Genomic DNA, 22,898 nt, shown 5'->3' on the forward strand with positions numbered 1-22,898 from the left:
ATCAATCGATAGGCGCTGACGAACATCTATTGTGTATGTGAGGGAAGCCGACAGTCTCGACATTGTTGCGAACACAACATCGGCCCGCCGCGGTTATTCCGCGATGCGTGGAACAGAGCTTGCTTCTTATGCTGCACACGGCAATTGGCGGCGTATCTTCGAAAGGAGCAGGGATGCAGATTGGCGTCGAAACCGCGAAGGCGGTCGATCAGCGGCGGGTGTTCGTCCTCGACGAAGACGAGATCGTGCGCGCGGCGCTCCAGTTCATGCTGCACGACGAGATCGAAACCCACGAAATCGCCAGCATCGAGGAAGCCTATGACAAAGGCGTCGGCTGGCTGAAGCCGGACGTCGTTCTGCTCGGCGCTTCCTTTCTAAAGAGCAATGGCGCGTCGATCCTGAAGGATTTCGCGGAGCGTTTCGGCGGGGTGCGCATATTGGTCGTCTGCGACAAGGCTGACGAGGCGCTGGCGGTCGACGCGATGAAATATGGCGCGCATGGAACGCTGGTGAAACCGCTGACGATCGAAAACGTTCGGCAGAAAGTTGATACGGTCCTCGGGCGGGGCGGCGCCAAGCCGCTCGTGCAACTGGGGCTGCTCTAGTTAGAACGCGCCGACGTATCAGCGGCGCTGCGATGGAGTGAACGGCATTACCCCGCAGCTGGCGCAATGGCTGACGACGCAAGGCTTTCGACCGGAAGCCCTCAACGCCATCGGCGCGGGCAGCCTCACGCCGCTTCTTCGAGCCGCGGCCGAGGCAAACGTCGACACGTTACGCGAGATCATCGCGGAAGGCGGCGATCTTGGGGCGACGACGCGCGACGGCAACGACGCGGTGTGGCTGGCGTGCAAACTGGACGGGGTGGAGGCCATCAAGCTGCTCGCCGCGGCCGGAGCCAATATTCACCATCGTAACGCCGACGGCTCCACGGCGCTGATCTATGCGGCTTCCGCGGGCAAGACTGCGGTCGTGACGCTCTTGCTGGCGCTCGGCGCGGATCCCCTGCAGGAAAACGTCGACGGATTTTCCGCGCTCGATCTCGCGGCGAACTTCGAATGCCTGCAAGTGTTGCGCGCCGCGTCTCGTGGGCGGCGATCCGCGCAAAGCTGAAGGAATGATCGAAACATGACGACGATCGACGACATCATCGATAATTTCTCCCTGCTCGACGATTGGGAGGACCGCTACCGCTATGTCATCGAACTTGGCAAGATGCTCGAGCCGCTGCCCGACGCGTTGAAGAATGATGAGAACAAAGTTTCGGGCTGCGCGAGCCAGGTCTGGCTGGCGACGACAATTTCCCATGCCGAAGGGCGGGAACCGGCGCTGATGATCCGCGGCGACAGCGACGCCCATATCGTGCGCGGCCTCGTTGCGATCTTGCTGGCGCTCTGTTCCGGCAAGACCGGCGCGGAAATTCTGAAAGCTGATCCCGTTGCGCTGTTCGAGCGGCTCGGCCTGCGCGATCATCTGACGCCGCAACGCTCCAACGGCTTCAAGTCGATGGTTGGACGCATCCACGCGGAGGCGCGCGAGTTGCTCGCAGCCTCCAGCGCGGTGTCTTGAGCGCCTGACATTCGTCAGCGGGACAAGATCATCACCAGGCGGTCGACGCGCTTGCCGCCTTTAAGATGCGAGTCGTAGATTTCGTCGATGTCTTCAGTCGTCGTCGGACGGTACCAGACGCCCTCTGGATAAACCACCATCAGCGGCCCCGCCGAGCAGAAGCCCATGCAGCCCGCGGAGGTGAAACCGATCTCGCCGCCGCCGTCGGCTTCGACGCGCTTGCCCAGCCGCTCCCAAAGCGGCTGCGCGCCGAGCGCGCCGCAGCTGCCGCGCGGATGGTTCGGCGGCCGCTGCGTGAAACACGCAAAGACATGTCGCTTGTAAAGTTGAGGCAGCTCAAATTCTTCTTCCGACGTTTCCGACATACTGCACCGAGTCATTGTGAGGATTGTAACAGGCGCCCTGCGAGCCATGCGCTTCGTAACGAAAACGCCCCGACGCCGCGGACCGTGAACGTGGAATAATTGCAAATTCCGGTCCAGCCACGACAAAGTCTGCTGGCGCCTTACTTGCTCGCTGACATCGAGTCCGCTGCCATCGAGCGGTCGAGAATTCGACTCGGGCCATACAGGAAACTGAGATGGAATCACAAAGCGACATGACAAAGCTCTCCGAACCGGACAGCCGTGTTGGGCGCGCCGATGACTCAACGGAGGCGCAGGCGCTTTATGAAGACGTCGTCGCAGCGCTGCGAACCGTATTCGATCCGGAGATTCCAGTGAACATTTACGATCTGGGGCTGATCTATCGGATCGACGTCATCAATCGACGCGACATCGACATCGACATGACGCTGACCGCTCCGGGCTGTCCCGTCGCCGGCGAAATGGTCGGGATGACAAAGAAGGCCGTCGACGCGGTCGATGGCGTCGCGAGCGTGAAAATAAGTCTCGTGTTCGATCCGCCGTGGCACCAGAGCATGATGAGCGACGAGGCGAAGCTGGAACTGGGGTTTTTCGACTGCTGAATCGAAGGGCTTGGCGGGGAGGATTCAAGCGGGAACATGTCGAACGACCCGTCTCCTTAACTACAGGCATGATATTCGCAACGTAGGTGTGCAGGCGAGAGATGATTCCGCCGGTCTCTCTTTGAGAGCTTCCGCAGTCTTCCAGCACATCGAGGCCGTCATGATCGAACTTACTTCCGAAGACGGACGCAGTTTTTCCGCCTATCGCGCCGAACCCGCCGACTCTCCGAAGGGGGCCGTCGTGGTGCTCCCAGACGTCTACGGCGTCACGCCACATCTGCAGAAGGAAGTCGACAGTTTCGCCGCCGAAGGTTACGTCGCGATCGCGCCGGCGATCGCGCCGCAGGAGGGCGAGGCCGACGGCTCTTCCGTCACGACCGCTTTGCAAGACATTCAGACCACTGTCGACGCCGTGAAGAGCCTCGGCAAGGTGGCGATCGTCGGCTATGACTGGGGCGGCTATCTCGCGTATGTTTCGGCCAATCGTCTCAGCGACGTCGCCTGCGCGATCAGCTATTATCCCGCCGGAATTTCGGAGGAACGTTGGGTGAAGCGGAAAATCCCGACGCTGCTGCACTTTCCCGAGAACGACCCGTCACTGCCGATGGATGAAATCATCCAATTTCGCGCGCAGCGGCCCGACGTAAGCGCCTTCTCCTATCCCGAGGCCCGCAACGGCTTCAATTTCGACGCCGCGGAGAGTTTCGACGCCGCCGCTGCGCAATCAGCGCGCGAGCGCACCTTGTTTTGGATTTCGCAATATGTCGAGGGTCAGCAGCCGATCGCGCTGAAGAACTCAGGCGCCTATGCGCAGGCCAAGACCGACAAGAAAAAGAAAAAGGGCGGCGACGATATGGGTCCGCCGGACGCGTGAGCATGCGCTTCGGAGCGGGGCTACGAATTGGAGCGGTTGAGCGCGTCCCCGCCATCGCTCCGTAGCGCGCACAGTCGGATTTGCATGCGTTCGCCGAGCGCCGCGGTGCGCAGGCGACTGGGCGAGTGTCAGTCAGAGGTGATCATGACTTCGGGGGCTTCGTCCGGCTCCTCGAGACCCAGACCATCCTCCTCTGCGAGCTGCACGCCCGTGAGACAAACGTCGCCGTCGTCGATGACGATCTCGAGGGACTTCAACTTCTCGCCCTGGCATGGACCGATGAAACAGTGTCCCGTGTCGAGATCAAATTGCGCCTGATGATGGCCGCAGGTCAGGAAATTCCCCTCCTCATTGAGAAAGCGCCCCGGCTCCGCGTCCAAACGTTCGCCCTTGTGTGGACAGGCGTTCTCAAAGCCATAAAAGCTATTGCCCTTGCGCGTGATCAGGATTGGCCAGGGCTTCGCCTCGCCGGTCTCTTCGATTCGCATCAGCAGGAAGCCGGCGGCCTCGCCGTCTTCGATCTCGCCGGTCTGGCAAACCGCATAGAGTTCGATCATTCACCGTCTCCGCGTCTGGCGCGACCCTTGCACGATCACGTTGCCTCAGGAGCGCATGACGCCTCGTGCAATTGACGCGCCATGCTATGCGCGCCGTGAAGCAAGACTGAAAGTCCATCGGCGAATAGCCGCGGAGATCCGGCCGAGACGGAGCACTGATCATGAGCGTCATCGAACATGATTTCGGCTTGACGAAACGCGCGACAGAACGGCGCTTTGGCAAATTGTTGACGCTCGACGCCCTGCATGAGGCGAATATCCGCGCCAATCCGCTGCCCTATCTCGAGCGGGCGAGCGAGCGCATCTTCCGCCTGCAAGCGGCAATGTTCGAGGCGATCCAGGCCGCCAAAGCTCCGCTGCCGGGCGCGGCGGCCGATGTGGAGAACATCCTGGTCGCGAAGGCGGACTATCAGCGTCTCAAGCGCTGTGTCGCCTTGCTGGAGAAAGCCTATGCGGAATTTGGAGCGTCGGACGAGGACGCCTAGCGCGCGGCGAGAGGGGTGAAAGCGCCTCTTTGCGCAATGCGCGCTCCGTGACGCGAGGGATCATTCACGCGGCTTTGGCTTCCGCCGCCGGCACCCATTTGTAGAACTCTGCGCCGTCTTCCGATTTGGTCAGCGAAAAGCCGCAGCCTTTGAGCTCCGCCGCAAGCCCCTGCGCCTCGCCGGCTTTCACTTCCACATAAACCGGCGCGTTGCGTTTCAATATCGCTTCGATTAGCACTTTGAATGCGCCCTCCTCGCGACCGCTGGCGGACAACGCCGCCAGCGAGACGCTGATCGTTTCAGCGTTGCGCAGACCCCAGTCGAGTTCATCGCGACGCGCCAACAAAGCCCCAACGACGTTATACTTCGCATCGAGAACGATCGGCGAGAATTCCGCCGTGCAGCACTTCATGATCTCCGTCAGCGCCCGCTCCTGCTCGCTCTCGGTTTCGATCGGACAGGGAATGTCTGCGGCCGTCTGTTTCATTAAGGCCCAAAGAGCTCCCATATCGTCGAGCGACGCCTTTCTAAGCGCGAGTTCAGCCATCTGCTTCTCCTTCGACTTGCGCGCGTCGGATGCTTTTGCGCGCATACGCCTTCCTGGGAAGCAAGTCTTATTCCCTGCTGCAAAATCGAAGACCATGGCAAGAAACTTGCTCCCCTGCTGCGTGACGTTTCAACGCGAAAGCGAGAGGGAACATGGCTGTCGAGGGCTATTTCATCGACTGGGACGGCAATGCGCGCAGCGTCAGCGATCCGGGCGGCGGCTATTCATGCGAGGCCGATACAGTCGCGCGCTATGTGGCGATCATGACCAAGACCGGCGCGCTCATGCATGAAGGGACCTACTACAAGTCTCTCGCCGACATCGAAAAGGCGGGCATCAAGGCGTCGCTGGTCTCCGGTTCGCATCCCTGGGGGAGCAAGGCGGAAGGTTTTTGATTAGCCAACGGGAGCTGCGCTCATGCTGCCGACGACTATTCTGATCGACGAAAGTCCGCGCTGTGTTGTGCGTCCTGTCGACACAAAGGATCTCAATCGATTCCTGCGCAATGGCAAAGCGTTTCTTCTCGCCGAGAAGCCCGCCGGGAAAGTCACCCATCGCGCCGCGACGGAAGCGGAGCAAACACGCTGGCGTGAGGCTTTCGCGCTGCATAAGGCGTGGGGCGGCGACGACGAAGCCTTTTTTGGAATACCGCTGCACGGAGAGATCCCCGCGAGCAGGGACTGAAAAACAGCGCCGCCGACATTCAAGGGTTCATTCGTCAAGGCTGGGCGCGAGGATCACTTCCGCGGGTGCGCCCGGTCCTTGCGCCTCGATGAAATCCAGCCCGCTCACACGCGAAAGTCCACCGTCGCTGTCCATCAATACAACCGCCTCCTGCGGCAACTCCGCCAATTTCACGATCAATTCAGCCACGGTCATCGCGCGCCTTCCAAGCTTGCCTTACAGCCCAAAATTCAGCCGGGGTGGATCATGATTTCCATGGTCTCGTCGAGATCATCGTCGTCGTAAATCTCTTCCTCGGCGAGTTTGATCCCGCACAGGCACACGTCGCCGTCCATGACGACGAGCGCAACGGGCTCCATCATTTTGTCCACGCACGGCCCCTTGACGCACAAACCTGTCTCCACGTCGAATTCGGCCTTATGCCTGCCGCAACGCAGCCTCTGACCGTCCTCACTGAAGAACTTGCCGTCGCCGATGTTCAGCCAGGAGCCTTGGTGCGGGCAGACGTTGACATAGCCTAAGCAATGATCCCTTTCGGTCCTGACGACGAAAATCGAAAAGGGGCGCGTTTCTCCTTCTTCGGTAACCCGCGAAAGGCTGAAGGGCGTCGCTTGGCCGGGCGCAAGACTGTCGAGCGCGCAAATGACGTAGAGATTCACGTCGCCCTGCATGCCTAGATCTCCGTCGACTTCTGTTCGTTCTCTCGCGTGCACAACGCGCTAAGAGCCGATTCTCTGCGCCCGATAGTGTCTGCAAGAGGACAATCTTGCTCGAGCAGCGATTGTCGTGGCAACAAGCATTATTCTTGCCGCGTGGCTCCGCCGAGCGTGATTATTGCTTGATAGCGCCCATGAGAGAACGTATGGCGGAGGCGCAAAGTGGTCATGTTGCAGGTTGACGAACGCAATCAGGACGATCTTTCGCGCCTCGCCGGCTGCTATCTTTACACGGGGACGCGGGTCAGCGTCGAAGAGGGCGTCGTGCATCGCGAAGACGGTCCGGCGGTGATATTCCCGGATGGCGTGGCGCGCTGGTATTTGCGCGGCAAGGAAGTCACCCGCGCGGTCAATACGCTCTTTTATGAAAACAAATGGCCGATCGCGAATGGTCTTGATACTGACGCGAAACGCGCCCGATTCGCTGAAGTTTTCCTGACGTGAAACCAAGCTTCCCTTCCGCAAGGAGTCCTCTGCGGAAGGGATCAATTCGAGCGCGGCCTGGCGGGTTCAGGCGGCCGCGCTCTTCGCGGCGATGCCGGCGCGAAGCTCCTCGAGCTTATCGCGAGGAATGCGGAACACGCCGCGTCCGCCCGAAAGCGCCTGATAGGCGTCGGGCGCGTTCAGACTGACCCAGTCGAACCATTCCTGCGCCGAATTCGGCGCGGGGCGTTCGCTGATTTCCACGACGCCGCCGTTGGGCGCAAAGCGGACATGAAGCATTACGATGTCGGAAGACATTTCTCCCTCCTCTAATTTAGAAGCCCGACGAGAAGCCGAGCAGTTCGACTTTGATGTTTTCCGTGCCGAGAATTTTCGCCTGGCAGGCCAACCGGGACTTCGAACCGACGCCGACGATGGAGTCGAGCTTTTCATTCTCCTCCCGCGCCACCTTCGAAATGCCCTTGCGGCCCTCATGCACGAAGATATGGCAAGAGCCGCACTCCGCCTTGCCATCGCATTTGTGATTGATTTCCTCGCCGCTCGACATGATGATCTGCAGCAAGGTCGCGCCCTCCGCGGCGTCCACCGTTTTTCCTGAGGGCATGATCGTTACGGTCGGCATTTCAACACTCCTTTTTTGGGATCTGGACGGTTAGTAAATGGCGGCGCCGGCGCCGACATTGATCGACGCTTCCTTCATCGTCTGCACGATGAATGCGATCTGGCGCTCTTGCAGATGGACGTGGAAGGGCATCGCGACGGCGCGGTCCGCAACCTTTTCCGCGACGAGAAAACTGCCGCGACGATATCCATAGGCGAAATAGCGCCGTTGCGTATGCAAGGGATTGCTGTAAGCGGCGGCTTCGACTTTTTCGACGAGCAGATCCTCAACGATCGAGTCGCGGCTGGATTTGCTGAAGCGCGTGCCGAGATGAACGACGTAAAGGAACCAGTGCACCTCGTCGACTTCCGGCGCGATGAACGGATCCTTGATGCCTTCAAACGATTTGATGTGCTTGAAGTAGTAGTGCTCGATCAGCTTGCGCTTCTCGAGAATCTCGTCCAGCCTTCGCAGCTGCGCCAAGCCCAGCGCAGCGCTGATGTCGCTCATCGGCGCCTGATATGGCGCGCTGGAGCCCACCACGACCGATGCTCTCTCGCTCGGTCTATGCGCGCGGAACCGCCGCATGGCCACGGCGACGTCGATGTCGTCGGTGACCACCATGCCGCCTTCGCCGCAGACCAGCGGCCCAGGCTGCGAGAAATCGAATACCGCAGCGTCTCCGAAAGCGCCGACAAGCGCGCCCTTGTATTTCGAGCCGATCGCTTCGGTGGAGTCCTCCAGCAGGATCAGGCGGCGCCTGTTGGCGATTTCGCGCAGCTCCGCCCACTGCGCGGGATGACCATTGGTGTTGCTCCCGACGATCGCGCGCGTTTTATCAGTGATCAACGCCTCGATCTTACTGCTCGCAATGACACCGGACCAATAGTCGATGTCGGCGAAGACCGGCTTGGCGCCGGCAAGCGCGATTGCGTGCACTGTCTCGCGGAAAGAGTGCGGAGAAGCGATCACTTCGTCGCCCGGACCAATCTCGTAGGCGGCGAGCGCGAGGAGCAGCCCCATCGTGCCGCTTGGCGCCGCCACGGCGTATTTGCGTCCGAGGTAAGCAGCGAAGGCCGCTTCAAAGGCCTCCATCACCGGCCCGCTCGACAAACGGCTGGAGCGCAGCACCTCCTCCACTGCAGCGATATCGCCGATCGTGATATCGGGATCGGAGAGCGGAATGACATCGCCGCCCGAGGCTTCAATGGACGGCGGCTCTGCTTCGAATTCGTCGTCCACCTCGACGCTCGCGTTCATCGCAGACTCCCTCGATAAGCGACGATGACGCCCGTGGCGCGCGCCGGATTGTCAGTAACCGTCACGCAATGATCGGCCCCGTCGAGCAGATGCAGGTCGCAGTTCGTGTAACTGCGGAAGGGCGTTTCGATCACGTCCGACACGTCGCAACGCGTCCATGAGAGATGGGAAAATGCGGCGCGCAACTCGGACAGCTCGGGCGTTCGCTCGTCGCCAAGCAGTCTTTCGATCTCCGTCAATTCCACGTCGCTGATCGCCATGATCTATCCTCTTGAGAGATCGAACTCACTGCCAGAAGCGCCGCTCGGCGTCTTCTTTGAGATGGTCGAGCAACTCCGCCAGGCGGGCAAATTCGCTGTCCAGCTCCCACACGCCGATTGCATGGTCCTTGCGAAGAAGGCGCCAGTTGCCTTTGCGGTCGTCGAAGAGGAGCAAGGCGATATCGATGACGCCGCCGTCCGCATCAACGTTTCGCGAACAACAGGGGCTCTGAATGCGGTAGCCGTTCGCGGTCTTGAGCACGAGCGGCGTGACATAGCGGTAGCGCCGCCGTTGCTCGAGCGCACGCGCGATCCGTCTGTGGTCGAATTCGTTCGGCTGGGCCGATGCGACGCTATGCGTCTCAGTGACTGTCCGTCGCATGCTCGCCATCGCTCCTACAAGGGTGCGATCTCTTCCTCCAGACAGCCGATGACGCGGCCGTCGCTGAATTCCACGAGATAGATCGGCGTATTCGAGTCCGTATGCGATCCGACTTGCACGATTTCGCCCAGGCCGCCGTTGGCGACGAGCAGCGCTTCCGGTTGCGCGTCGGGATAGCTCCCGTCGTTGATGAGATCGACGAGCGTCTTCACTCGCTGACCCCATTGATATTTCGGCATGCGTGGTTCGAACACGGTCAGACTCCTCAAGGCAGCGGGAGATCGACATCTTCGCGCGGATGAGCGGGATCGAGCTCCTTGCGCTTCATGCCGACTCGATTGCCGCTGTCGATGAACTCGACGCCATAGATATAGAATTGCTGGAGAAAGGTGCCGATGCTGACGACGTAGCCCTCTTCGCCTTTCTTGGCGAGAATCTCGCCGATCTCCTTGCCTGCGTAAGTCCCGTCGTTGCGGATCGTACGTTTCGCCTTCACTTTCTCGCCGTAGGAAAAGACTGGCGGCGCAGTCAGTTCACAAACTTCGCTGTCGCGGACGATGTTGCTCATCGCTGTCTTCTTCCAAAAAGCGACCTTCGTTGGCGATGCGCCGCTCGTGCCGCCGAGAATCGTTCCGAATTGGAGGCAACATGCGTGCCACGCGGCGGCGTCAATAGATTGATCGAAGGGGCGTTCTGGGCCGGCAAACATACGCCCGCGTGGGCGACTGGATGTCAGAAATTCGACATCGCCCAAAAATCGTCTCAGTGCGCTTTTGGCTCAAAGGTTGACCGCAAGCTCGTTCATATCTCTTGCAAAGCGCGCACGAGTGTTTTGCGCGCTTTGGCGCCCTCCTGGGCTGCGGCCCACATGGTTCGTTAGCGCTTCGTTCAGCCGATCAGGATTTCGCAGGCGCGATCAATTGGCATCGCGAGCGGTATGATTCCCTGAATGGTGAGGAACTTCAGCTCGTTTTTCGTCAGCGCGGCCGGATCGACGATGGCATGATGCATCGTCGCCGAGCGCTTCATGATCTGCCGCGCGTAAGTGCGGAGCAGCTGATCGTGAAAGCGACAGCCGATGAACAGGAAACTGCGCTCGGACCGGCGATCTTTCACAGCGTCAGGCAAGGGCGTCTGAATGTCGATTTCCGTCAATACCTCGACATAGTCCGCGTCCGAAATCAGAAAGTTCTTGGCCGGCGCGATGCCCCCATGCGGCTTGTAGAGGATCGTCTTCCAGGTCTCGGCTTTTTCCTTGCTGGCTTCCGCGCCGTCGGCTTCGTAGAACCGGTACCAGCGGTCCTCGCCGATGCCGGCGCGGGTGATGCCCTGGATTTCGCCCCAGTCGTCACGGCCTTCGAACGCCGAACGCATCGTCGCGTCGTACCAGGTGTCGACGATCATCGGCAGCTGCAGCGACGCAAGATAGACATGCAGCGGGGTCGGCGCGATGCTGTCGGCGAAGGCCTGGGACATCAGAGCCGAGACGGTCGAGCGATGCTTCATGCTCTCGATGTGCTGGGCGCTTGCCCAGGCGTTTCCCTTGGCGCGCCTTGGCAGAGCCACCTTGGTCCCGAAAAACGCGGCGAGCGCCTCGGGCGTCATCGGAACCTCGGTTGGCGAGAGCTGCGTCAACCCGGGGCCGATATAGGGAATGATAGTTCCCGTCTTCAGCTCCTCGGCGATTTTGCCGAGCGCCGCTTCGGCTGCGTCGCCTTCGAGCAGGGCGTAGCCATCAAATGGCGCATTCATCGCGATCACTCCGCATCATCGCCGCGCTTGCGCGCGTTGACCGTTATCGGAAGCGACGTGCCGGCCGCCATCTCGGGCAGATCGAGAACCCAGCCGTTGGCGATCTTGATCCAGCCGCCCCACAGGCTTTCGTGCTCGCTTTCGACGATCGGCTCTTCCAAGTCCTTCTTTGGGACGTAGATCGACAAGCCGGTCTCTGGAGAACGGCGGATCATGATCTTCATTACTTCGACTCCTTTGGCGCGCTTATCGCGCCTTGCGCTAGTTCGCGAGAAGCTGCGCTTCGGTGTGGCGCGACGCCCGCGCAATGTCCCTTAGCTTGGCGACGATGCCCGGCAGCGTCTCCAGCACGTCGTCAACCTCCTCAACCGTATTCTCCCGCGAGAAGGAGAAGCGTATGGCGCCATGCAACGCCTCTTCCGGCACGCGCATCGCGCGCAACACATGCGAAGGCTCAGTCGATCCCGCTGTGCAGGCGGAGCCGGTCGAGGCGGCGATCCCGGCGCGATCCAGATGGGTCAGCACCGCCTCGCCTTCGACATCGCAAAAGGCGATGTTGGATGTGTTGACGAGACGATTGTCGACGTCGCCAGAGATGCGACACCCGCTGATCCGCTGCGTCACGCCGCGTTCGAGCCGGTCACGCAATGCTGCGATATGGGCGGCGTCTTCCTGCAGACGCAGTCCCGCCAATTCGGCCGCCGCCCCCAGTCCGACGATCCCGGGCGTGTTCTCCGTCCCGCCCCGGCGCGTCCGTTCCTGGTGGCCGCCGCGGATGAAAGCGTTGAACTTCGTTCCCTTACGCACGTAGAGCGCGCCGATTCCCTTGGGACCATGCAGCTTGTGCGCGGAAAGCGAGAGAAAATCGATCTGGGTGGCTTTCAGATCCATCGGAATTTTGCCGACCGCCTGCACGGCGTCGGTGTGAAACAGAGCTCCCGCCTCGTGTGCGAGACGCGACAGCTCGTCGATGGGAAACAGCGTGCCAGTTTCGTTGTTCGCCCACATCGCCGAAACGATGGCGGTTTTCGGGCCCAGCGCGGCGCGAAGGGCGTCGAGATCGATGCGCCCGCGCGCGTCGACTCCAATGAGATGCGCGGTAAGGCCACGCGTCTTCTGCAAATGTTCGATGAGAGACAGGATTGCCGGGTGCTCGACGGCGGTGGTCACGATCTCGTCGCGTCCCTCTTGCGCCACGAGCCCGGCCATGATCGCCGCATTGTCGGATTCCGTACCGCCTGAAGTGAATACGATCTCGTGGTCATGCGCCGCGCCGAGCAGCTTCTGGACGCTGCGCCGCGCCTCTCGCACCGCTCCTGAGACCTCGACGCCGAATCTGTGAGATGAAGACGCATTGCCGAATTCCTGGCTGAAAAACGGCAGCATCTTCGCCACGACTTCGGGGTCGGTGCGCGTCGTCGCGTTATTGTCGAGATAGACGCGCCGCATCGACACTCTCGCTCAAAGACGCGCCGCCGCGCCCGGCACAGGCACCAGCCGCACGAATTCCCCGAGTTCTTCGATCAGCTTGGCCTGAATGCCTTCAAGCGTCGCGCTGCTCAGCTTGCAGAGCACGCAGGCGCCTGTCAGTCGCACCATGATCTTGTTGCCGCAGATCTCGATGAGTTCACAATCGCCGCCGTCGCGGCGCAGATTGGGACGAATCTCGTCAATGACCGCGCGAATGACCTGCTCGCGCTCGGGCGATGAAGCCGTTCCGCTCTGGCCAGCCTGTTCGTTAGTTTGATCATTCTGCAACATCGTCTGGTCCTTCCGCCGCGCCGTCCCGCGGACGCGCTCTCATAAACCTTAAGGTGGGGGCCCAACTATCCGAAAGACTTGCCGCAGGAGCAGCTCGACTGCGCGTTCGGATTGTCGAAGGTGAAACCGGAGCCCTGCACCGCGACGACATAGTCGATGGTCGTGCCGGTCAGCAGTTCATGGCTGGTGTTGTCGATGAACACCTTGACCCCGCTGCGCTCGATGACCGTGTCGTCGGGACTGGCTTCGCGCACGAGACCCATTTTGTATTGATAGCCGGCGCAACCGCCCGCCTCCACCATGATCCTCAGCCCGTCGACAGGATCGACGGCGCTGGCAATGGCGGTCTGCACTGCGTTGATGGCGCTGTCGGTAAGGTTGATCATGTCGCTCTTCCAGTAACGAACGCGGCTGAACTGTTCGAAGCAATTCATGTGCCGCAACATTGCGCGCTAAACGGCGTGGGAAATTCGGAAAAGCCGGCCGTTTTGTCGTGTTTCAGACATTGGTCGCCACGCCGTGTCGCTTCCGTCGCCCTGATCCTTGAGTCGACGCCGCCAAACTCCGGCGAACTTCTTGCATGACGCACGAGGTTACGGACGCAAGGCGTGACGAAATATCCCCGAGCGGATGCTGCGTACGAATTGCAAAGCGGAGAACTGTCGATGACTCAAATTGAGAAGACTGCCCTCGCTCGGTTGGATCGGGAGGGCCGCCTGCTCAACGCAGTGCTGAAGGGGCCGACCGGGAAGCCGGGGCGTTTCGGATTTCGCGGCGATATCGCCCTAAAATTCCAATCGCAGGTCGCCGACGAGAAGCGGCCGCCGGATTTTTGCGTTGAGCAGGTGCTCACCTTCGCGAACGAAGGCGAAGCGACAATTCCGATCCTCGCCGGCTATCTGCATAATTTCGCCTATCTGGAAACCGCCCATGAAGTCATCGGCGATCTCCTCTCGCCGACTGGCGCTTACTTCATGTTCTGCAACAACATCGACTTGCTCACGAAGTTCCGCGTCAAGCTCGGCGAAATCACTTATAATGTGCTGCCCTGCGATGAATCGACTGTGTGGAAGGAGATGATGGATCTCGCCATGGTCGACAAGAACGACATCAAGAAGCTCGACACCGGCGGCAAACTCGACGTTCTTCTCGACAGCGCGCTGAACTTCAACGACGCATACGAGGTCATCGCCTATCAGCAGGGCGTCGAGCGCATGGAGCCCGTCAAGAACCGCAACGAGAACCGGCCGGTCTGACCTTCGCCGTATCGCGGAGTCGGCCTGTCTGAATGACGCCGGCTCTGCGCTCCTGTTCATTGCTCAGGAGCGCGCAAGCGGATCAGATCCGCCTCATTCGCCTGCGCACTCCCCTTCTTCGAGGTCTTCGTCGCCGTCCTCGGCGAGTTTGACGCCGACCACGCAGATGTCGTTGTCGACGACCACGAGATCCACCGGGGTGAGTCCGCGCCCCTTGCACGGGCCTTCAATGCACATGCCGGTGCCGAACTCGAACAGCGCCCCATGCTTGCCGCACATCAAGCGCAGTCCGTAATTGGGTTCGAGGAACGTATTGCGCTCCCAATCGAGATTGACGCCGTCGTGCGGGCATTTGTTCACATAGCCGAACACTTGCTTGCCCCAACGCACGACGACGATGGGGAACGGCTTCTCTTCGCCGTTGTCGTCGAGCCGCACGAGATTGAAGCCTCTCGCCTTCTGGCTCGGAATGTCGCTCATCGCGCAAATAGCGTAGACGACGACTTCCGGCGCCGCGTCTTCCTGCCCCGCCATCGTTCCCTGCTCGCTCATCGCGACGTCTCCCGCCTCTGCGCTTCGTCCCGCTTCGCCAGCAACAATCCATTCGCCGCAAGCGAGAATTCCCGCCAAGCCGCGGCGATGTCCTGCATGATGACCCGAGTGTAGTCCCGCGACAATTTATGTTCGGCGGGGAAGTTGGAAAGGGCGCAGGACGTCTGATTGAAGGCGACCACGTCGTCCATGATCGACTGCAGCAAGTCGCCGAAAGGCTTTTGGATGCGCGGCGTCAGCGCCGTGCGGCCGCGTTCGACCGGGACATCGTCCATTTGGAAGGGAAGCGTCGTCAACAGGCGCAGCGCCTGCTGGAACACGTCCTCCACCGCTCCGAGCACAGCCACCTGCGTGAGATTGTCGCGCTCTTGCGACGCCAGCGCGCGGTTCAGCCGCCGGCGATAGTCGTCGAAGACCTCATCTGCGCGGGAGTCCACCCAAGCGGCGAAACGCGCCAGACTGGCCTCGTTCACCGGCATATCGTCGAAGAGAGCGTCGCCGGAAATCGCCTTTTTCGCCTCGAGCGCCGCCAAGGCGCGCTCGATGCGTTTGGCGGCGTCGAGAGCGCCTTCCAGATAGCCGGCGTTGCGCGCGGCAGTTTCCGAGCCCCCGAGAAAAAGCTTCTTATCCCACAGCGCCTGGCGCAACAGCGGATTCGCCACGTCGTGCGAGCCGTCGCCGCCCTGCTGCGCGCGATCGGCGGCGCTACACGTCAGCCGCTCCCTGGCCCAATCCTGATAATGAATTTTCAGCGGTTCAACATTGCGGCTGAACACATTGCAGATCTGACTCTCCAGCAAAATCGGCAGACCCACGCCGAAGGACTCGCGCGTGTCGGCGTCGAGGGCGAGAAAGCCGCCGAGCGCGTGAAGACCCGCCGCCGTGTCGCAGGCGTCGAAGATTTCGCCGATCACGGCTTGTTCATGCGTGACGAAAGCGGAGCCGGAGAGACCCTGTTCGCGCCAAAAGGCGTCGCGATACTCCAGCACCACCTTCGCCTGCGCTCCCATCCAGGTCTCGGCGCCAAGCATGGCTTGGTCCGTTGCATCATCCAAAGAGGGCGAAAAGCTAACGGTCTCGCGCAGCAAGCGCGGCGGCAGCGTCAGAACGACGCGGCGCGTGGCGATCTCCATGGGTTCTTCGCCGGTCTTGAATTCGAGCATCACATGGTCGCCGCAGTCGCGCAGGCTCGCCAGCTCGTGACCAAGATGCACGGCGCCCGCTGGCAACGCGGCGGCGAGCGCCTCCACCAGCGTCGCCATTCCGCCATGCAGGCGACGCGCGCCGTCATACAGGCGTTTGTCTTCGATGCGTTCGGCGCTCTTTTCGGCCTCCCGCAAATGCAGCACGGCGCCTTCGTCATGCTGCGCGAAATCCCGCAGCGCCAGTTCGTTGACGAGTTGCACGATCAGCGGCTGCGTCTTCGGCCAAAACCAGGTGGGCCCGAGGTCAAAGCCGCCGCCATCGCCGCGCGCAACGGTGAGAATACGCCCGCCGAGCCGATCTCGCGCCTCGAAGAGCGCTAAGTCGCGGCGGCGCAGGTGAAGCTTTCGCGCCAGCGCCACGCCGCATAGACCGCCGCCGATGATCGCCACATCCAACATGTTTGCGCCGTCCGCTCTCATTCGATGCAGTGAATAGCAATTAACGTGCAACATTCGCGGCGAGCGCGAACGCCTGAACCGTCGTGCGCTATGGCACGAAAATTGAACCTTCCGGCTGGAGTTCTACAGCTAAGGAGTCGAATATGAATCTGGCCACCGAATTCGCCAACTGCTCGCCGGACGAGTTGAAGGAATTGCTGAGCGGCGGCACGTTGACCGTCTATTCCGTCGCGCGCCCCGCAACGGCGGACATAGCGGTCGATCGCAGCGGCGTGCTCGCGGTCTTCACTTTCGGCTCGCCGGCGTTTGGTCCCGCGACCGATGGCGTTGATACGCCCCTGTTCGTCGCCGATTCAGTGCCGGCAGCCACGACCGGCACGCCGGGTTTCGCGCGCGCGCGCAAGGCCGACGGCACGGTGGTCGCGGACTTCTCCGCAGGCAGCGGCGATCGTGAAATCAAATTCGCCGAAGTCTCCTGCTCGCCCGGCGCGCCCGTGAAGGTGGTCAAGTTCACCATCAAGCAGGGCGATTGGCCGGAACGTCCCGACTACTACGGCACGCGTCCTCGCTCCGGCTATCCGCTTCCCGTCGCGCGGTGACGCTTGGCGAGGCGTGGCTATTGTGAACTTGCAGACAAGAGGTCTGAATCATGGCTGAAACCCTGACCGGCCCGCTCGTCAGCGCGGCTTGGCTTGCCGAGCATCTGAGCGACGGCGATATTCGCGTTCTGGACTGCACATGGCATCATCCCAGCACCAATCTCGACGGCCGCAATCAATATCGCGGTCGGCATTTGCCGGGCTCGGTGCACTTCGACATCGACCATGTCGCCGATCCGAATTCCGATCTCCCGCACATGTTGCCCAATGAAACAGACTTCGCCAAGAAAGTCGGACTGCTCGGCGTTGGAGACGGCGATCGCGTGATCGTCTACGACCGGCTTTTCGGCGGTTCGGCGGCCGCGCGCGTGTGGTGGATGTTCCGCGTCTTCGGCTACGACAATGTCGCAATGCTCGATGGCGGGTTTAACCAATGGGTCGCCGCCAAGCATCCAACCGAAATGTCGCCGGTGCGTCCGCAACCTAAGACATTCACGCCGAGGTTCAGGCCGGAGCTCATCCGTAATTTCGATGAAATGAAGAGCGCTGTCGCGAGCGGTGGCGAGCAGATCGTCGACGCGCGGGGGCCAGGGAAATTCGACGGCTCGCAAGCCGACGTTTTTCCTTTCAAGAAACTCGGACATATCCCGGGCGCCGTGAACGTCCCTTGGGCCGATCTGGTCGATCCGCAGACGGGCGTGCTGCTCGACGCAAAGGCGTTGCGCACGCGGTTCGAAGCGGCTGGCGTCGATCTTGGCAAGCCGATCGTGACCACCTGCGCTTCGGGCATGACGTCCTGCATGGATGCGTTGGCCCTTTATCTCCTCGGACGCGCCGATGTCGCGGTCTACGACGGCTCATGGGCGGAATGGGAGCGCACCGAACAGACGGCGGCCGCGGCGGCCTAACAGGAGTGCAGCGCGTGGGCGGTCTCGATGACCATCAGCTCGAAACGGGAGAAGAATATGCGCTCTCCGCCGCGCCGGACCGCACGCGCTTCACGCTCCACAACAAAACCGATCGCATGATCGCCGAACTGCGCGACGACGACGACGCGCGCTTTATTCAGGACTACGACGCGTTGAAGATCCAATTTCCCGATTGGAATGCCGACAAGCTGCTCGCCCAACTTTGGGATCAGGGCGGCTACGGCTGGCTCGCACAACAGGAAGAGTGACGATGACGACTCTCGTGAAGATCACCGAGGACGGACGAAAGCTCGAAGTGAAAGGCTTTGCGCTCTATCTTGACGGCGTCCTCGAAGCGGTCGACCTCACCGAGGTGAAGATGCACCCCGCGAAGCGAAAAATCTGGTCGATCATGCCGGACGCCACTCATGTGGCCGGCCGCGTCGCGCTGAATGCGGAAGAGACGGAGATCGTCAAAAAGGCGCTCAAGGAAGCCGAGGCGATGATGCTGGCCGATCCGATCGCGATCGCCGAGCGATTCCGCATCGCCGCCATGTGGAAGGCGCGCGAGCAAGGCATCGAGTAATCTGCTTGACGTTTTACGTGCGAGCCTCGCTAAGGAGGCCCGCATTCTTGATCAGACCAGCGCGACGTCTTCCGCCGCATGAGTCTGGCAATTGGTCGGACAAACGCGCGCACAGGCGCCGCAGCCGATGCAGGCGCCGATGTCGTTCATCACCATGATCTTCTTTTCGACCTCATCATCCTCGTCGTCGTCGAGCGCAACAAGATCGCCGTCCTCGTTAATCCCTTTCAGGGTCATCACGTCGCGACCGCATACCTTGTAGCAGCGTCCGCAGCCGATACATTTTGCCGGATCGATCGCGACAAGATATTCCGGACACCAGTCGCGCCCATCGCGCGTCGCTTGTGACATGGCCGTGAGCTTACTTTCTCGAGTTAGACCGTCTCCAGGGACTTAAGCTTCGCGCGCTTCGTCTCCAGTTCGGCAAAAGCGTCGTGCGCCTTTTGTGCAACCTCCGGGATGGTGGGCCAATTGATCGGCAGCTCTTCGGAAAGATCATGCAGGTCCATTTTCGCCTGCATGGCCTTTGCCGAGAGCTTCTTGATTTCCGCCTTCAACTCGTCGATCTCGCTCATCGCCCACCTCAGTATTTCGCGACGTCTGGGAATTTCTCGATCATCTCGACGCCGGACTTGACATATTTGTCGCCTTCCGCCGCGAGCTTCTCGAAACTGTCGAATCCGAAGCGGTGCACGTCGCGCAGCTGTTTGTTCACGACGATCAGGCGTCCGCCGATCAGCACCATGCGGCCGAAGCCTTCATGACTCATCTTCAGCATGGGCGCGATCATGACGCCGGTGGCGCGTTCGATGGAGAGCGCGACCGCATTGAAGAAGAGCTCCATGCGCCAGATCGTCTCCGGGTCTGGATCGCCGATGATCGGCAGCGCGCGGCGCGCCTCCTTGTCGAGGACGTAGGGAGCCAGGAGATCGAGATCGGACTTCGTCTCCCAAGTCCCATGCGTGTCCTGGGCGCGCCAGATCTTGATGAGCTCCTTGATGAAAGGAAGCTCGGCTACCGAAGTTTTTTCGAGCACGTCGCTAGGTTCAGACATTGGGCGTTCCTCACTCTTCGAAATCGAGCACGCGCTCTTTTCCCTTGGTCAGCGCTTTGCGCAGCCATGGCGGCGGCACGCCTCTCAGCACTTCCTGGAGCTTGTCGAGGAGATCGGAGATGGCCTCCGGCTGATTGACCTTCATAGGATGGATGTTGTTGGCGACGACGCGCGCCGCGCCGGAGCCGCCGATCGCAGCGACGTAGAGAATGGCGCAATCCTTGATCGCGTCGATCTTCGGCGCGAGCTTGTCCTCATTGCCATCTTCCTTGAGATCGCCGTCGAATTGTATGGCCTCGAGGAATTCATGGCCTTCCGGGCCGATCTCATAGATTGCGATGTTCTTGGCCCAGCCGAAATGCGCGTCGACGCGTTTCAGGTCCTGGGTTGCGAATGCGACTTTCATAGCGCCTCCGATTTCGCCCTAGTGCGAGGTTGCGGCGTGCGACGCGCCGACGCCATCGCGCCAGCTGTCGGGCGTCGGTTCATGGTTCTCTTCGTGATCGGCCATCAAGAGATTGCTGACGTCAAAGATCAGATCGCGCGCGCCGCGATAGCCCACCATCAACTGATGTCCGCCGCCGAGGCGGTCGAACATCGGAATGCCCATGCGAAAGAACGGAATCTTCAAGCGAGCGGCCGCCTGCCTGCCGTGCGAATGGGTGACGATCAGATCACAGTCTTTGGCCTTCGCCAGAGTTTCGAGGTCTTCGAGATCGCCGATCAGCACTTCCTCGGTCGGCAGTCGTTCGAGCACCGTCGACTGCGTGGTCGTCACCGCGACGAGAAGCTGCGCGCCCACTTCGGTCAGCAGACCGCCGATCTCGTTGAGCAGATCCGGCTCGGCCCCGACCGCGAGCTTGCGGCCGCCGATGTGGAAATGACCGTCAAGCATCGCGTCGACGAGCTGGCCGCGTTGCCGACGATATTTCATCGGCGCCGGCCGGCCGCTAATCTCGGTCAGAAAGGCCATCAGCGCATCATTGGCCTCGAGCCCGCAGAGTCGCTCGAATAGCCGGAATGGAACGCCGGTCTTCTGTTGCATGGCTTCGGCGGCGCGCCGCATCTGAGCGCCGATGGCGATCGTCCACCCGGCCTGACCCATTGCCGAGATCTCTTCGACCCCGACGCCGCCGATCGTCGTCGGGGTGAAATCGTCCGGTATGTGGCCGTCGAGCGAACCGGCGAGATCCGGCAGAAAAGTCGGCTCCAGGCCGAAATCCTCGATGATCGTGCGCAATTCGTCGAGATCGCCGGGCGTCAAATGGCAGCCTGGCAGCACGTTGATCTTGGTCGGATCGCGGCGTGCGGCGCTCTTTGGCGTGTCGACCATCGTTTCGACGATGCGCGTCACGGTCTTTTCCCAGCCGTCCTGGAAGGCGTCCTTGAAGTCTGGCGTCGAGACGTAGACGATCGGCAGATGCGCGACCGCAGCGTGCTTCTCGCGGATCAGCTTGATGTAGCCGTCGACGTCGTCGCCCTTGGTCTCGGTGACGCCGGTCGAGCAAATGCCGATGATCTCCGGCTTCGTGCGATTATAGATGTTGAGCACCGCCTGCTCGACGTTTTCGTAGCCGCCGAGCACGGTCGCGACTTCGCTCATCGCGGTCGTCTGCATCGGAATGGCTTCCTTGAAGTGCCGCGTGAACAGCACCAGGCCGAAAGACGTGCAGCCCTGCGATCCGTGCAGGAGCGGCATGGCGCCCCGCAAGCCCATGAACGCCAATGCGCCGCCGATCGGCTGGCTCATCTTGAGCGGATTGACCGAGCAGGCCTTCTTGCTGACTGTGACGGTCGCCATCTCGCCCTACTCCGCCGCGATTGCGTGAGAGGCCGGGACCATTTGCGCGAGGATTTCCTCGATGCGCATGGCGCAGGCGCCGCAACCGCCCGAGGCGTTCGTCGCTTCGCGCACGCCCTCGACCGTCGAAAGGCTGTTGCCGATGATCGCATCCTCGATCACGCCGAGTTCGACGCTCATGCAGTTGCAGATCTTTTTCGCGCGGCGAACCTCTTCGGCCTTCACGGGATCGGCGGCGAGCGCCGCCGCCTCCGCTTCCGCCTGCGCCATCGCGCGGCTTTGCCAATTGTCGCCGGACTTCTCCCAGGGGGCCGGCCTGCGCACCTGCGCCCAAACGGGATTGTAAAGCGCCTTGTCGATCTCTTCGACGAGCTTCACCATGCCGACATAGCCCATATAGGCGTGATGCCGCTCCTGGTTGATGTCGAGCCAAGGCATCGACGCTTTCAGCGCGATGAATTGCGAGCGGCCGCCCGAGAGCATGATGTCGGCGCGCGCATCCTTGAGCATCTTGTACATTTCGCGCGGCGTCATATCCTCGATCATATGGGCGTCCTGGCCCATCAGCTCCTTGATGCGCTCCTTGTCTTCCTTGGTCGACTTCTTGACCGACGTGCCGACAAGTTCGAGACCAGCCTCTTGCAAGGCGGCGACGACCGACCAGGATTTGACGCCGCCGGTGATCAACAGCACCTTTTTCCCTTCAAAGCGCGGCTTGTATTTGGCGATCGCCGCCCAGGCCTTCGCCTCCTCCCGCGCAAGCAGCGCCTCGGTTCGATCCATCAATTCAGCAGGCGCACCGCGCTCGATCAGCATTCGCGCGATCTCGCGAAGCGAGTCGCTGCTGTCCTCGATGCCGTAAAATGAGCCTTCGAAGAAGGGTATGCCGTAGCGCTCTTCCATCTTGCGCGCGACATTGATCATCGCCTTGGAACAGACCATCATCGCGGCCTTGGCGCGATGCGACGAGGCGACCTCCTTGTATTTGCCGTCGCCGGAGATGCAGGCCATGATGCGAATGCCGAGTTCGTCGAGCAGCGGCTTCACCTGCCATAGTTCCCCCGAAAGATTGTATTCCCCGATGATATTGAGGTCATAGGGCGTCGTATATTCAGGCTCCTCCGTGCCGATCACATGTTCGAGCAGCGCCTCGCCGGCAAGCTTGTTGCCGAGATTCTTCGGCCCCACGAAGCCCGGCGAATTGATCGGGATGACGGGTTTGCCGAATTTCTCGCGCGCCGCTTTACACACCGCGTCGATATCGTCGCCGATCATCGCGGGCACGCAGGTCTGATAAACGAAGACCGCGGGCGGATCGTATTTCTCGATGATCTCGCGGATGGATTTAAACAGACGCTTCTCGCCGCCGAAGACCACGTCCGTCTCGTTGATGTCGGTGGTGAAGCCGGTGCGCCACAGATTGGAGCCCGACGACTTCGCGCCGCGATTGTCCCAGCTGTTGCCCTCGCAGGCGATGGGGCCGTGGACGAGATGGGCGACATCGGTGAGCGGTTGAAGGGCGATCTTGGCGCCGTCGAAGGCGCAACCGCCCGCCGCGCCGCCGGGTTGCAGTTGCTTGGTGCAACCTTTCTTGCGCTCGGCCTCCGACTTGTTCGCGTTCTTGCCGCAGCCCGGCTCGTTGAAAACGTCCTGGATCGTGGCCGAAAGCGAACTCATGC

At 61.1% G+C, this 22,898-nt stretch carries 39 protein-coding genes; 14 read left to right on the plus strand and 25 right to left on the minus strand.

The window, feature by feature from the left end; all coding sequences use genetic code 11:
• Positions 1-173 precede the first annotated feature (173 nt).
• From AC0X69_RS09090 to AC0X69_RS09100, 3 genes are read left to right on the plus strand one after another with little or no spacing between them, the layout of a single operon-like run.
• On the plus strand, positions 174-605 hold the full coding sequence (locus tag AC0X69_RS09090; RefSeq protein ID WP_482613126.1) for a response regulator: 432 nt from the start codon (positions 174-176) through the stop codon (positions 603-605).
• Between the two features lie 37 nt (positions 606-642).
• Entirely contained in the window at positions 643-1,113 is a 471-nt protein-coding gene (locus tag AC0X69_RS09095) for an ankyrin repeat domain-containing protein (protein ID WP_482613127.1), read from the plus strand.
• A 15-nt stretch (positions 1,114-1,128) separates the two neighbouring features.
• Positions 1,129-1,569: a SufE family protein gene (locus tag AC0X69_RS09100; RefSeq protein ID WP_482613128.1), complete on the plus strand. Its 441-nt coding sequence runs from the start codon at positions 1,129-1,131 to the stop codon at positions 1,567-1,569.
• Between the two features lie 14 nt (positions 1,570-1,583).
• Here the strand turns inward: AC0X69_RS09100 and AC0X69_RS09105 are convergent, their stop codons facing one another.
• Entirely contained in the window at positions 1,584-1,934 is a 351-nt protein-coding gene (locus AC0X69_RS09105) for a (2Fe-2S) ferredoxin domain-containing protein (protein WP_482613129.1), read from the minus strand.
• Positions 1,935-2,149: 215 nt separating this feature from the next.
• Here AC0X69_RS09105 and AC0X69_RS09110 point away from each other — a divergent pair, with 215 nt between their 5' ends.
• Positions 2,150-2,536 (plus strand): SUF system Fe-S cluster assembly protein, encoded by a 387-nt coding sequence (locus AC0X69_RS09110; protein WP_482613130.1) that lies wholly within the window; start codon positions 2,150-2,152, stop codon positions 2,534-2,536.
• Between the two features lie 160 nt (positions 2,537-2,696).
• On the plus strand, positions 2,697-3,410 hold the full coding sequence (locus AC0X69_RS09115) for a dienelactone hydrolase family protein (protein WP_482613131.1): 714 nt from the start codon (positions 2,697-2,699) through the stop codon (positions 3,408-3,410).
• A gap of 128 nt (positions 3,411-3,538) precedes the next feature.
• Here AC0X69_RS09115 and AC0X69_RS09120 read toward each other — a convergent pair whose 3' ends face one another.
• A complete protein-coding gene (locus tag AC0X69_RS09120) occupies positions 3,539-3,967 on the minus strand; it encodes a Rieske (2Fe-2S) protein (RefSeq protein ID WP_482613132.1) in 429 nt (142 codons plus the stop codon).
• A gap of 161 nt (positions 3,968-4,128) precedes the next feature.
• Here AC0X69_RS09120 and AC0X69_RS09125 point away from each other — a divergent pair, with 161 nt between their 5' ends.
• Positions 4,129-4,452 carry a hypothetical protein gene (locus AC0X69_RS09125; RefSeq protein ID WP_482613133.1) on the plus strand — a complete coding sequence of 108 codons (324 nt, stop codon included), beginning with the start codon at positions 4,129-4,131 and terminating at the stop codon, positions 4,450-4,452.
• 64 nt (positions 4,453-4,516) lie between these two features.
• Here the strand turns inward: AC0X69_RS09125 and AC0X69_RS09130 are convergent, their stop codons facing one another.
• Positions 4,517-5,044, minus strand: a complete 528-nt coding sequence (locus AC0X69_RS09130; protein WP_482613134.1) for a hypothetical protein — start codon at positions 5,042-5,044, stop codon at positions 4,517-4,519.
• A gap of 107 nt (positions 5,045-5,151) precedes the next feature.
• Between AC0X69_RS09130 and AC0X69_RS09135 the strand changes: the two genes are divergently transcribed.
• Both AC0X69_RS09135 and AC0X69_RS09140 read left to right on the plus strand, forming a co-directional pair.
• Positions 5,152-5,394 carry a hypothetical protein gene (locus AC0X69_RS09135; protein WP_482613135.1) on the plus strand — a complete coding sequence of 81 codons (243 nt, stop codon included), beginning with the start codon at positions 5,152-5,154 and terminating at the stop codon, positions 5,392-5,394.
• A gap of 22 nt (positions 5,395-5,416) precedes the next feature.
• Positions 5,417-5,683 (plus strand): hypothetical protein, encoded by a 267-nt coding sequence (locus AC0X69_RS09140; protein WP_482613136.1) that lies wholly within the window; start codon positions 5,417-5,419, stop codon positions 5,681-5,683.
• A 27-nt stretch (positions 5,684-5,710) separates the two neighbouring features.
• Here the strand turns inward: AC0X69_RS09140 and AC0X69_RS09145 are convergent, their stop codons facing one another.
• Positions 5,711-5,878 (minus strand): hypothetical protein, encoded by a 168-nt coding sequence (locus AC0X69_RS09145; protein ID WP_482613137.1) that lies wholly within the window; start codon positions 5,876-5,878, stop codon positions 5,711-5,713.
• 35 nt (positions 5,879-5,913) lie between these two features.
• Positions 5,914-6,354: a Rieske (2Fe-2S) protein gene (locus AC0X69_RS09150; protein WP_482613138.1), complete on the minus strand. Its 441-nt coding sequence runs from the start codon at positions 6,352-6,354 to the stop codon at positions 5,914-5,916.
• A 213-nt stretch (positions 6,355-6,567) separates the two neighbouring features.
• On the opposite strand from AC0X69_RS09150, the gene AC0X69_RS09155 reads away from it, so the two are divergent.
• A complete protein-coding gene (locus tag AC0X69_RS09155; RefSeq protein ID WP_482613139.1) occupies positions 6,568-6,843 on the plus strand; it encodes an aldehyde dehydrogenase in 276 nt (91 codons plus the stop codon).
• A gap of 66 nt (positions 6,844-6,909) precedes the next feature.
• Here the strand turns inward: AC0X69_RS09155 and AC0X69_RS09160 are convergent, their stop codons facing one another.
• From AC0X69_RS09160 to AC0X69_RS09215, 12 genes are all read right to left on the minus strand, one after another.
• Positions 6,910-7,140, minus strand: coding sequence for a hypothetical protein (locus AC0X69_RS09160; protein WP_482613140.1), 231 nt, complete (start codon positions 7,138-7,140; stop codon positions 6,910-6,912).
• A 16-nt stretch (positions 7,141-7,156) separates the two neighbouring features.
• Complete coding sequence (locus AC0X69_RS09165) at positions 7,157-7,465, minus strand: 2Fe-2S iron-sulfur cluster-binding protein (RefSeq protein WP_482613141.1); 309 nt, start codon at positions 7,463-7,465, stop codon at positions 7,157-7,159.
• A gap of 30 nt (positions 7,466-7,495) precedes the next feature.
• A complete protein-coding gene (locus AC0X69_RS09170; protein WP_482613142.1) occupies positions 7,496-8,704 on the minus strand; it encodes a DegT/DnrJ/EryC1/StrS family aminotransferase in 1,209 nt (402 codons plus the stop codon).
• Positions 8,701-8,964, minus strand: coding sequence for a DUF6129 family protein (locus tag AC0X69_RS09175; protein WP_482613143.1), 264 nt, complete (start codon positions 8,962-8,964; stop codon positions 8,701-8,703). Before AC0X69_RS09175 ends, AC0X69_RS09170 begins: the two co-directional genes overlap by 4 nt.
• 25 nt (positions 8,965-8,989) lie before the next feature.
• Positions 8,990-9,346: a DUF3024 domain-containing protein gene (locus tag AC0X69_RS09180; protein ID WP_482613144.1), complete on the minus strand. Its 357-nt coding sequence runs from the start codon at positions 9,344-9,346 to the stop codon at positions 8,990-8,992.
• Between the two features lie 14 nt (positions 9,347-9,360).
• Entirely contained in the window at positions 9,361-9,600 is a 240-nt protein-coding gene (locus AC0X69_RS09185; RefSeq protein WP_482613145.1) for a nitrogen fixation protein NifZ, read from the minus strand.
• An 11-nt stretch (positions 9,601-9,611) separates the two neighbouring features.
• Positions 9,612-9,914, minus strand: coding sequence for a nitrogen fixation protein NifZ (locus AC0X69_RS09190; protein WP_482613146.1), 303 nt, complete (start codon positions 9,912-9,914; stop codon positions 9,612-9,614).
• A gap of 320 nt (positions 9,915-10,234) precedes the next feature.
• Positions 10,235-11,098: an SIR2 family NAD-dependent protein deacylase gene (locus AC0X69_RS09195; RefSeq protein WP_482613147.1), complete on the minus strand. Its 864-nt coding sequence runs from the start codon at positions 11,096-11,098 to the stop codon at positions 10,235-10,237.
• 5 nt (positions 11,099-11,103) lie between these two features.
• The gene (nifT, locus tag AC0X69_RS09200; protein WP_482613148.1) at positions 11,104-11,322 is read right to left on the minus strand and encodes a putative nitrogen fixation protein NifT; all 219 of its coding nucleotides are present in this window, start codon (positions 11,320-11,322) and stop codon (positions 11,104-11,106) included.
• A gap of 37 nt (positions 11,323-11,359) precedes the next feature.
• Positions 11,360-12,547 carry a cysteine desulfurase NifS gene (nifS, locus tag AC0X69_RS09205; protein WP_482613149.1) on the minus strand — a complete coding sequence of 396 codons (1,188 nt, stop codon included), beginning with the start codon at positions 12,545-12,547 and terminating at the stop codon, positions 11,360-11,362.
• Between the two features lie 12 nt (positions 12,548-12,559).
• Positions 12,560-12,859, minus strand: coding sequence for a NifU family protein (locus tag AC0X69_RS09210; RefSeq protein ID WP_482613150.1), 300 nt, complete (start codon positions 12,857-12,859; stop codon positions 12,560-12,562).
• Positions 12,860-12,924: 65 nt separating this feature from the next.
• Positions 12,925-13,245, minus strand: a complete 321-nt coding sequence (locus AC0X69_RS09215) for an iron-sulfur cluster assembly accessory protein (protein WP_482613151.1) — start codon at positions 13,243-13,245, stop codon at positions 12,925-12,927.
• 279 nt (positions 13,246-13,524) lie between these two features.
• On the opposite strand from AC0X69_RS09215, the gene AC0X69_RS09220 reads away from it, so the two are divergent.
• On the plus strand, positions 13,525-14,115 hold the full coding sequence (locus AC0X69_RS09220; protein ID WP_482613152.1) for a hypothetical protein: 591 nt from the start codon (positions 13,525-13,527) through the stop codon (positions 14,113-14,115).
• 93 nt (positions 14,116-14,208) lie between these two features.
• On the opposite strand, the gene AC0X69_RS09225 is transcribed toward AC0X69_RS09220, so the two are convergent.
• Complete coding sequence (locus AC0X69_RS09225; protein ID WP_482613153.1) at positions 14,209-14,667, minus strand: Rieske (2Fe-2S) protein; 459 nt, start codon at positions 14,665-14,667, stop codon at positions 14,209-14,211.
• Positions 14,664-16,271, minus strand: a complete 1,608-nt coding sequence (locus AC0X69_RS09230) for a flavin monoamine oxidase family protein (RefSeq protein WP_482613154.1) — start codon at positions 16,269-16,271, stop codon at positions 14,664-14,666. The genes AC0X69_RS09225 and AC0X69_RS09230 overlap by 4 nt, the downstream gene beginning before the upstream one ends.
• Before the next feature lie 143 nt (positions 16,272-16,414).
• Between AC0X69_RS09230 and AC0X69_RS09235 the strand changes: the two genes are divergently transcribed.
• The 4 genes from AC0X69_RS09235 to AC0X69_RS09250 are packed head-to-tail and all read left to right on the plus strand — an operon-like array spanning position 16,415 to position 18,364.
• Entirely contained in the window at positions 16,415-16,870 is a 456-nt protein-coding gene (locus AC0X69_RS09235) for a hypothetical protein (protein ID WP_482613155.1), read from the plus strand.
• Between the two features lie 50 nt (positions 16,871-16,920).
• Complete coding sequence (locus AC0X69_RS09240; protein ID WP_482613156.1) at positions 16,921-17,778, plus strand: sulfurtransferase; 858 nt, start codon at positions 16,921-16,923, stop codon at positions 17,776-17,778.
• Positions 17,779-17,792: 14 nt separating this feature from the next.
• A complete protein-coding gene (locus AC0X69_RS09245; protein ID WP_482613157.1) occupies positions 17,793-18,047 on the plus strand; it encodes a hypothetical protein in 255 nt (84 codons plus the stop codon).
• A gap of 2 nt (positions 18,048-18,049) precedes the next feature.
• A complete protein-coding gene (locus AC0X69_RS09250; RefSeq protein WP_482613158.1) occupies positions 18,050-18,364 on the plus strand; it encodes a hypothetical protein in 315 nt (104 codons plus the stop codon).
• Between the two features lie 51 nt (positions 18,365-18,415).
• Here the strand turns inward: AC0X69_RS09250 and fdxB are convergent, their stop codons facing one another.
• Genes fdxB through nifE form a run of 6 tightly spaced genes read right to left on the minus strand, consistent with a single transcriptional unit; the run spans position 18,416 to position 22,896 of the window.
• Positions 18,416-18,715, minus strand: a complete 300-nt coding sequence (gene fdxB, locus AC0X69_RS09255) for a ferredoxin III, nif-specific (protein ID WP_482613159.1) — start codon at positions 18,713-18,715, stop codon at positions 18,416-18,418.
• 23 nt (positions 18,716-18,738) lie between these two features.
• Positions 18,739-18,939 (minus strand): CCE_0567 family metalloprotein, encoded by a 201-nt coding sequence (locus AC0X69_RS09260; protein WP_482613160.1) that lies wholly within the window; start codon positions 18,937-18,939, stop codon positions 18,739-18,741.
• A gap of 8 nt (positions 18,940-18,947) precedes the next feature.
• Positions 18,948-19,418 carry a NifX-associated nitrogen fixation protein gene (locus tag AC0X69_RS09265; RefSeq protein ID WP_482613161.1) on the minus strand — a complete coding sequence of 157 codons (471 nt, stop codon included), beginning with the start codon at positions 19,416-19,418 and terminating at the stop codon, positions 18,948-18,950.
• A 10-nt stretch (positions 19,419-19,428) separates the two neighbouring features.
• Positions 19,429-19,824, minus strand: a complete 396-nt coding sequence (gene nifX / locus AC0X69_RS09270) for a nitrogen fixation protein NifX (RefSeq protein ID WP_482613162.1) — start codon at positions 19,822-19,824, stop codon at positions 19,429-19,431.
• An 18-nt stretch (positions 19,825-19,842) separates the two neighbouring features.
• The gene (nifN, locus tag AC0X69_RS09275) at positions 19,843-21,219 is read right to left on the minus strand and encodes a nitrogenase iron-molybdenum cofactor biosynthesis protein NifN (protein ID WP_482613163.1); all 1,377 of its coding nucleotides are present in this window, start codon (positions 21,217-21,219) and stop codon (positions 19,843-19,845) included.
• A 6-nt stretch (positions 21,220-21,225) separates the two neighbouring features.
• Positions 21,226-22,896, minus strand: coding sequence for a nitrogenase iron-molybdenum cofactor biosynthesis protein NifE (gene nifE, locus AC0X69_RS09280; RefSeq protein ID WP_482613164.1), 1,671 nt, complete (start codon positions 22,894-22,896; stop codon positions 21,226-21,228).
• Between the last annotated feature and the right edge of the window lie 2 nt (positions 22,897-22,898).

The sequence above is a fragment of the Methylocystis sp. Uni0008 genome (genome assembly GCF_056838045.1).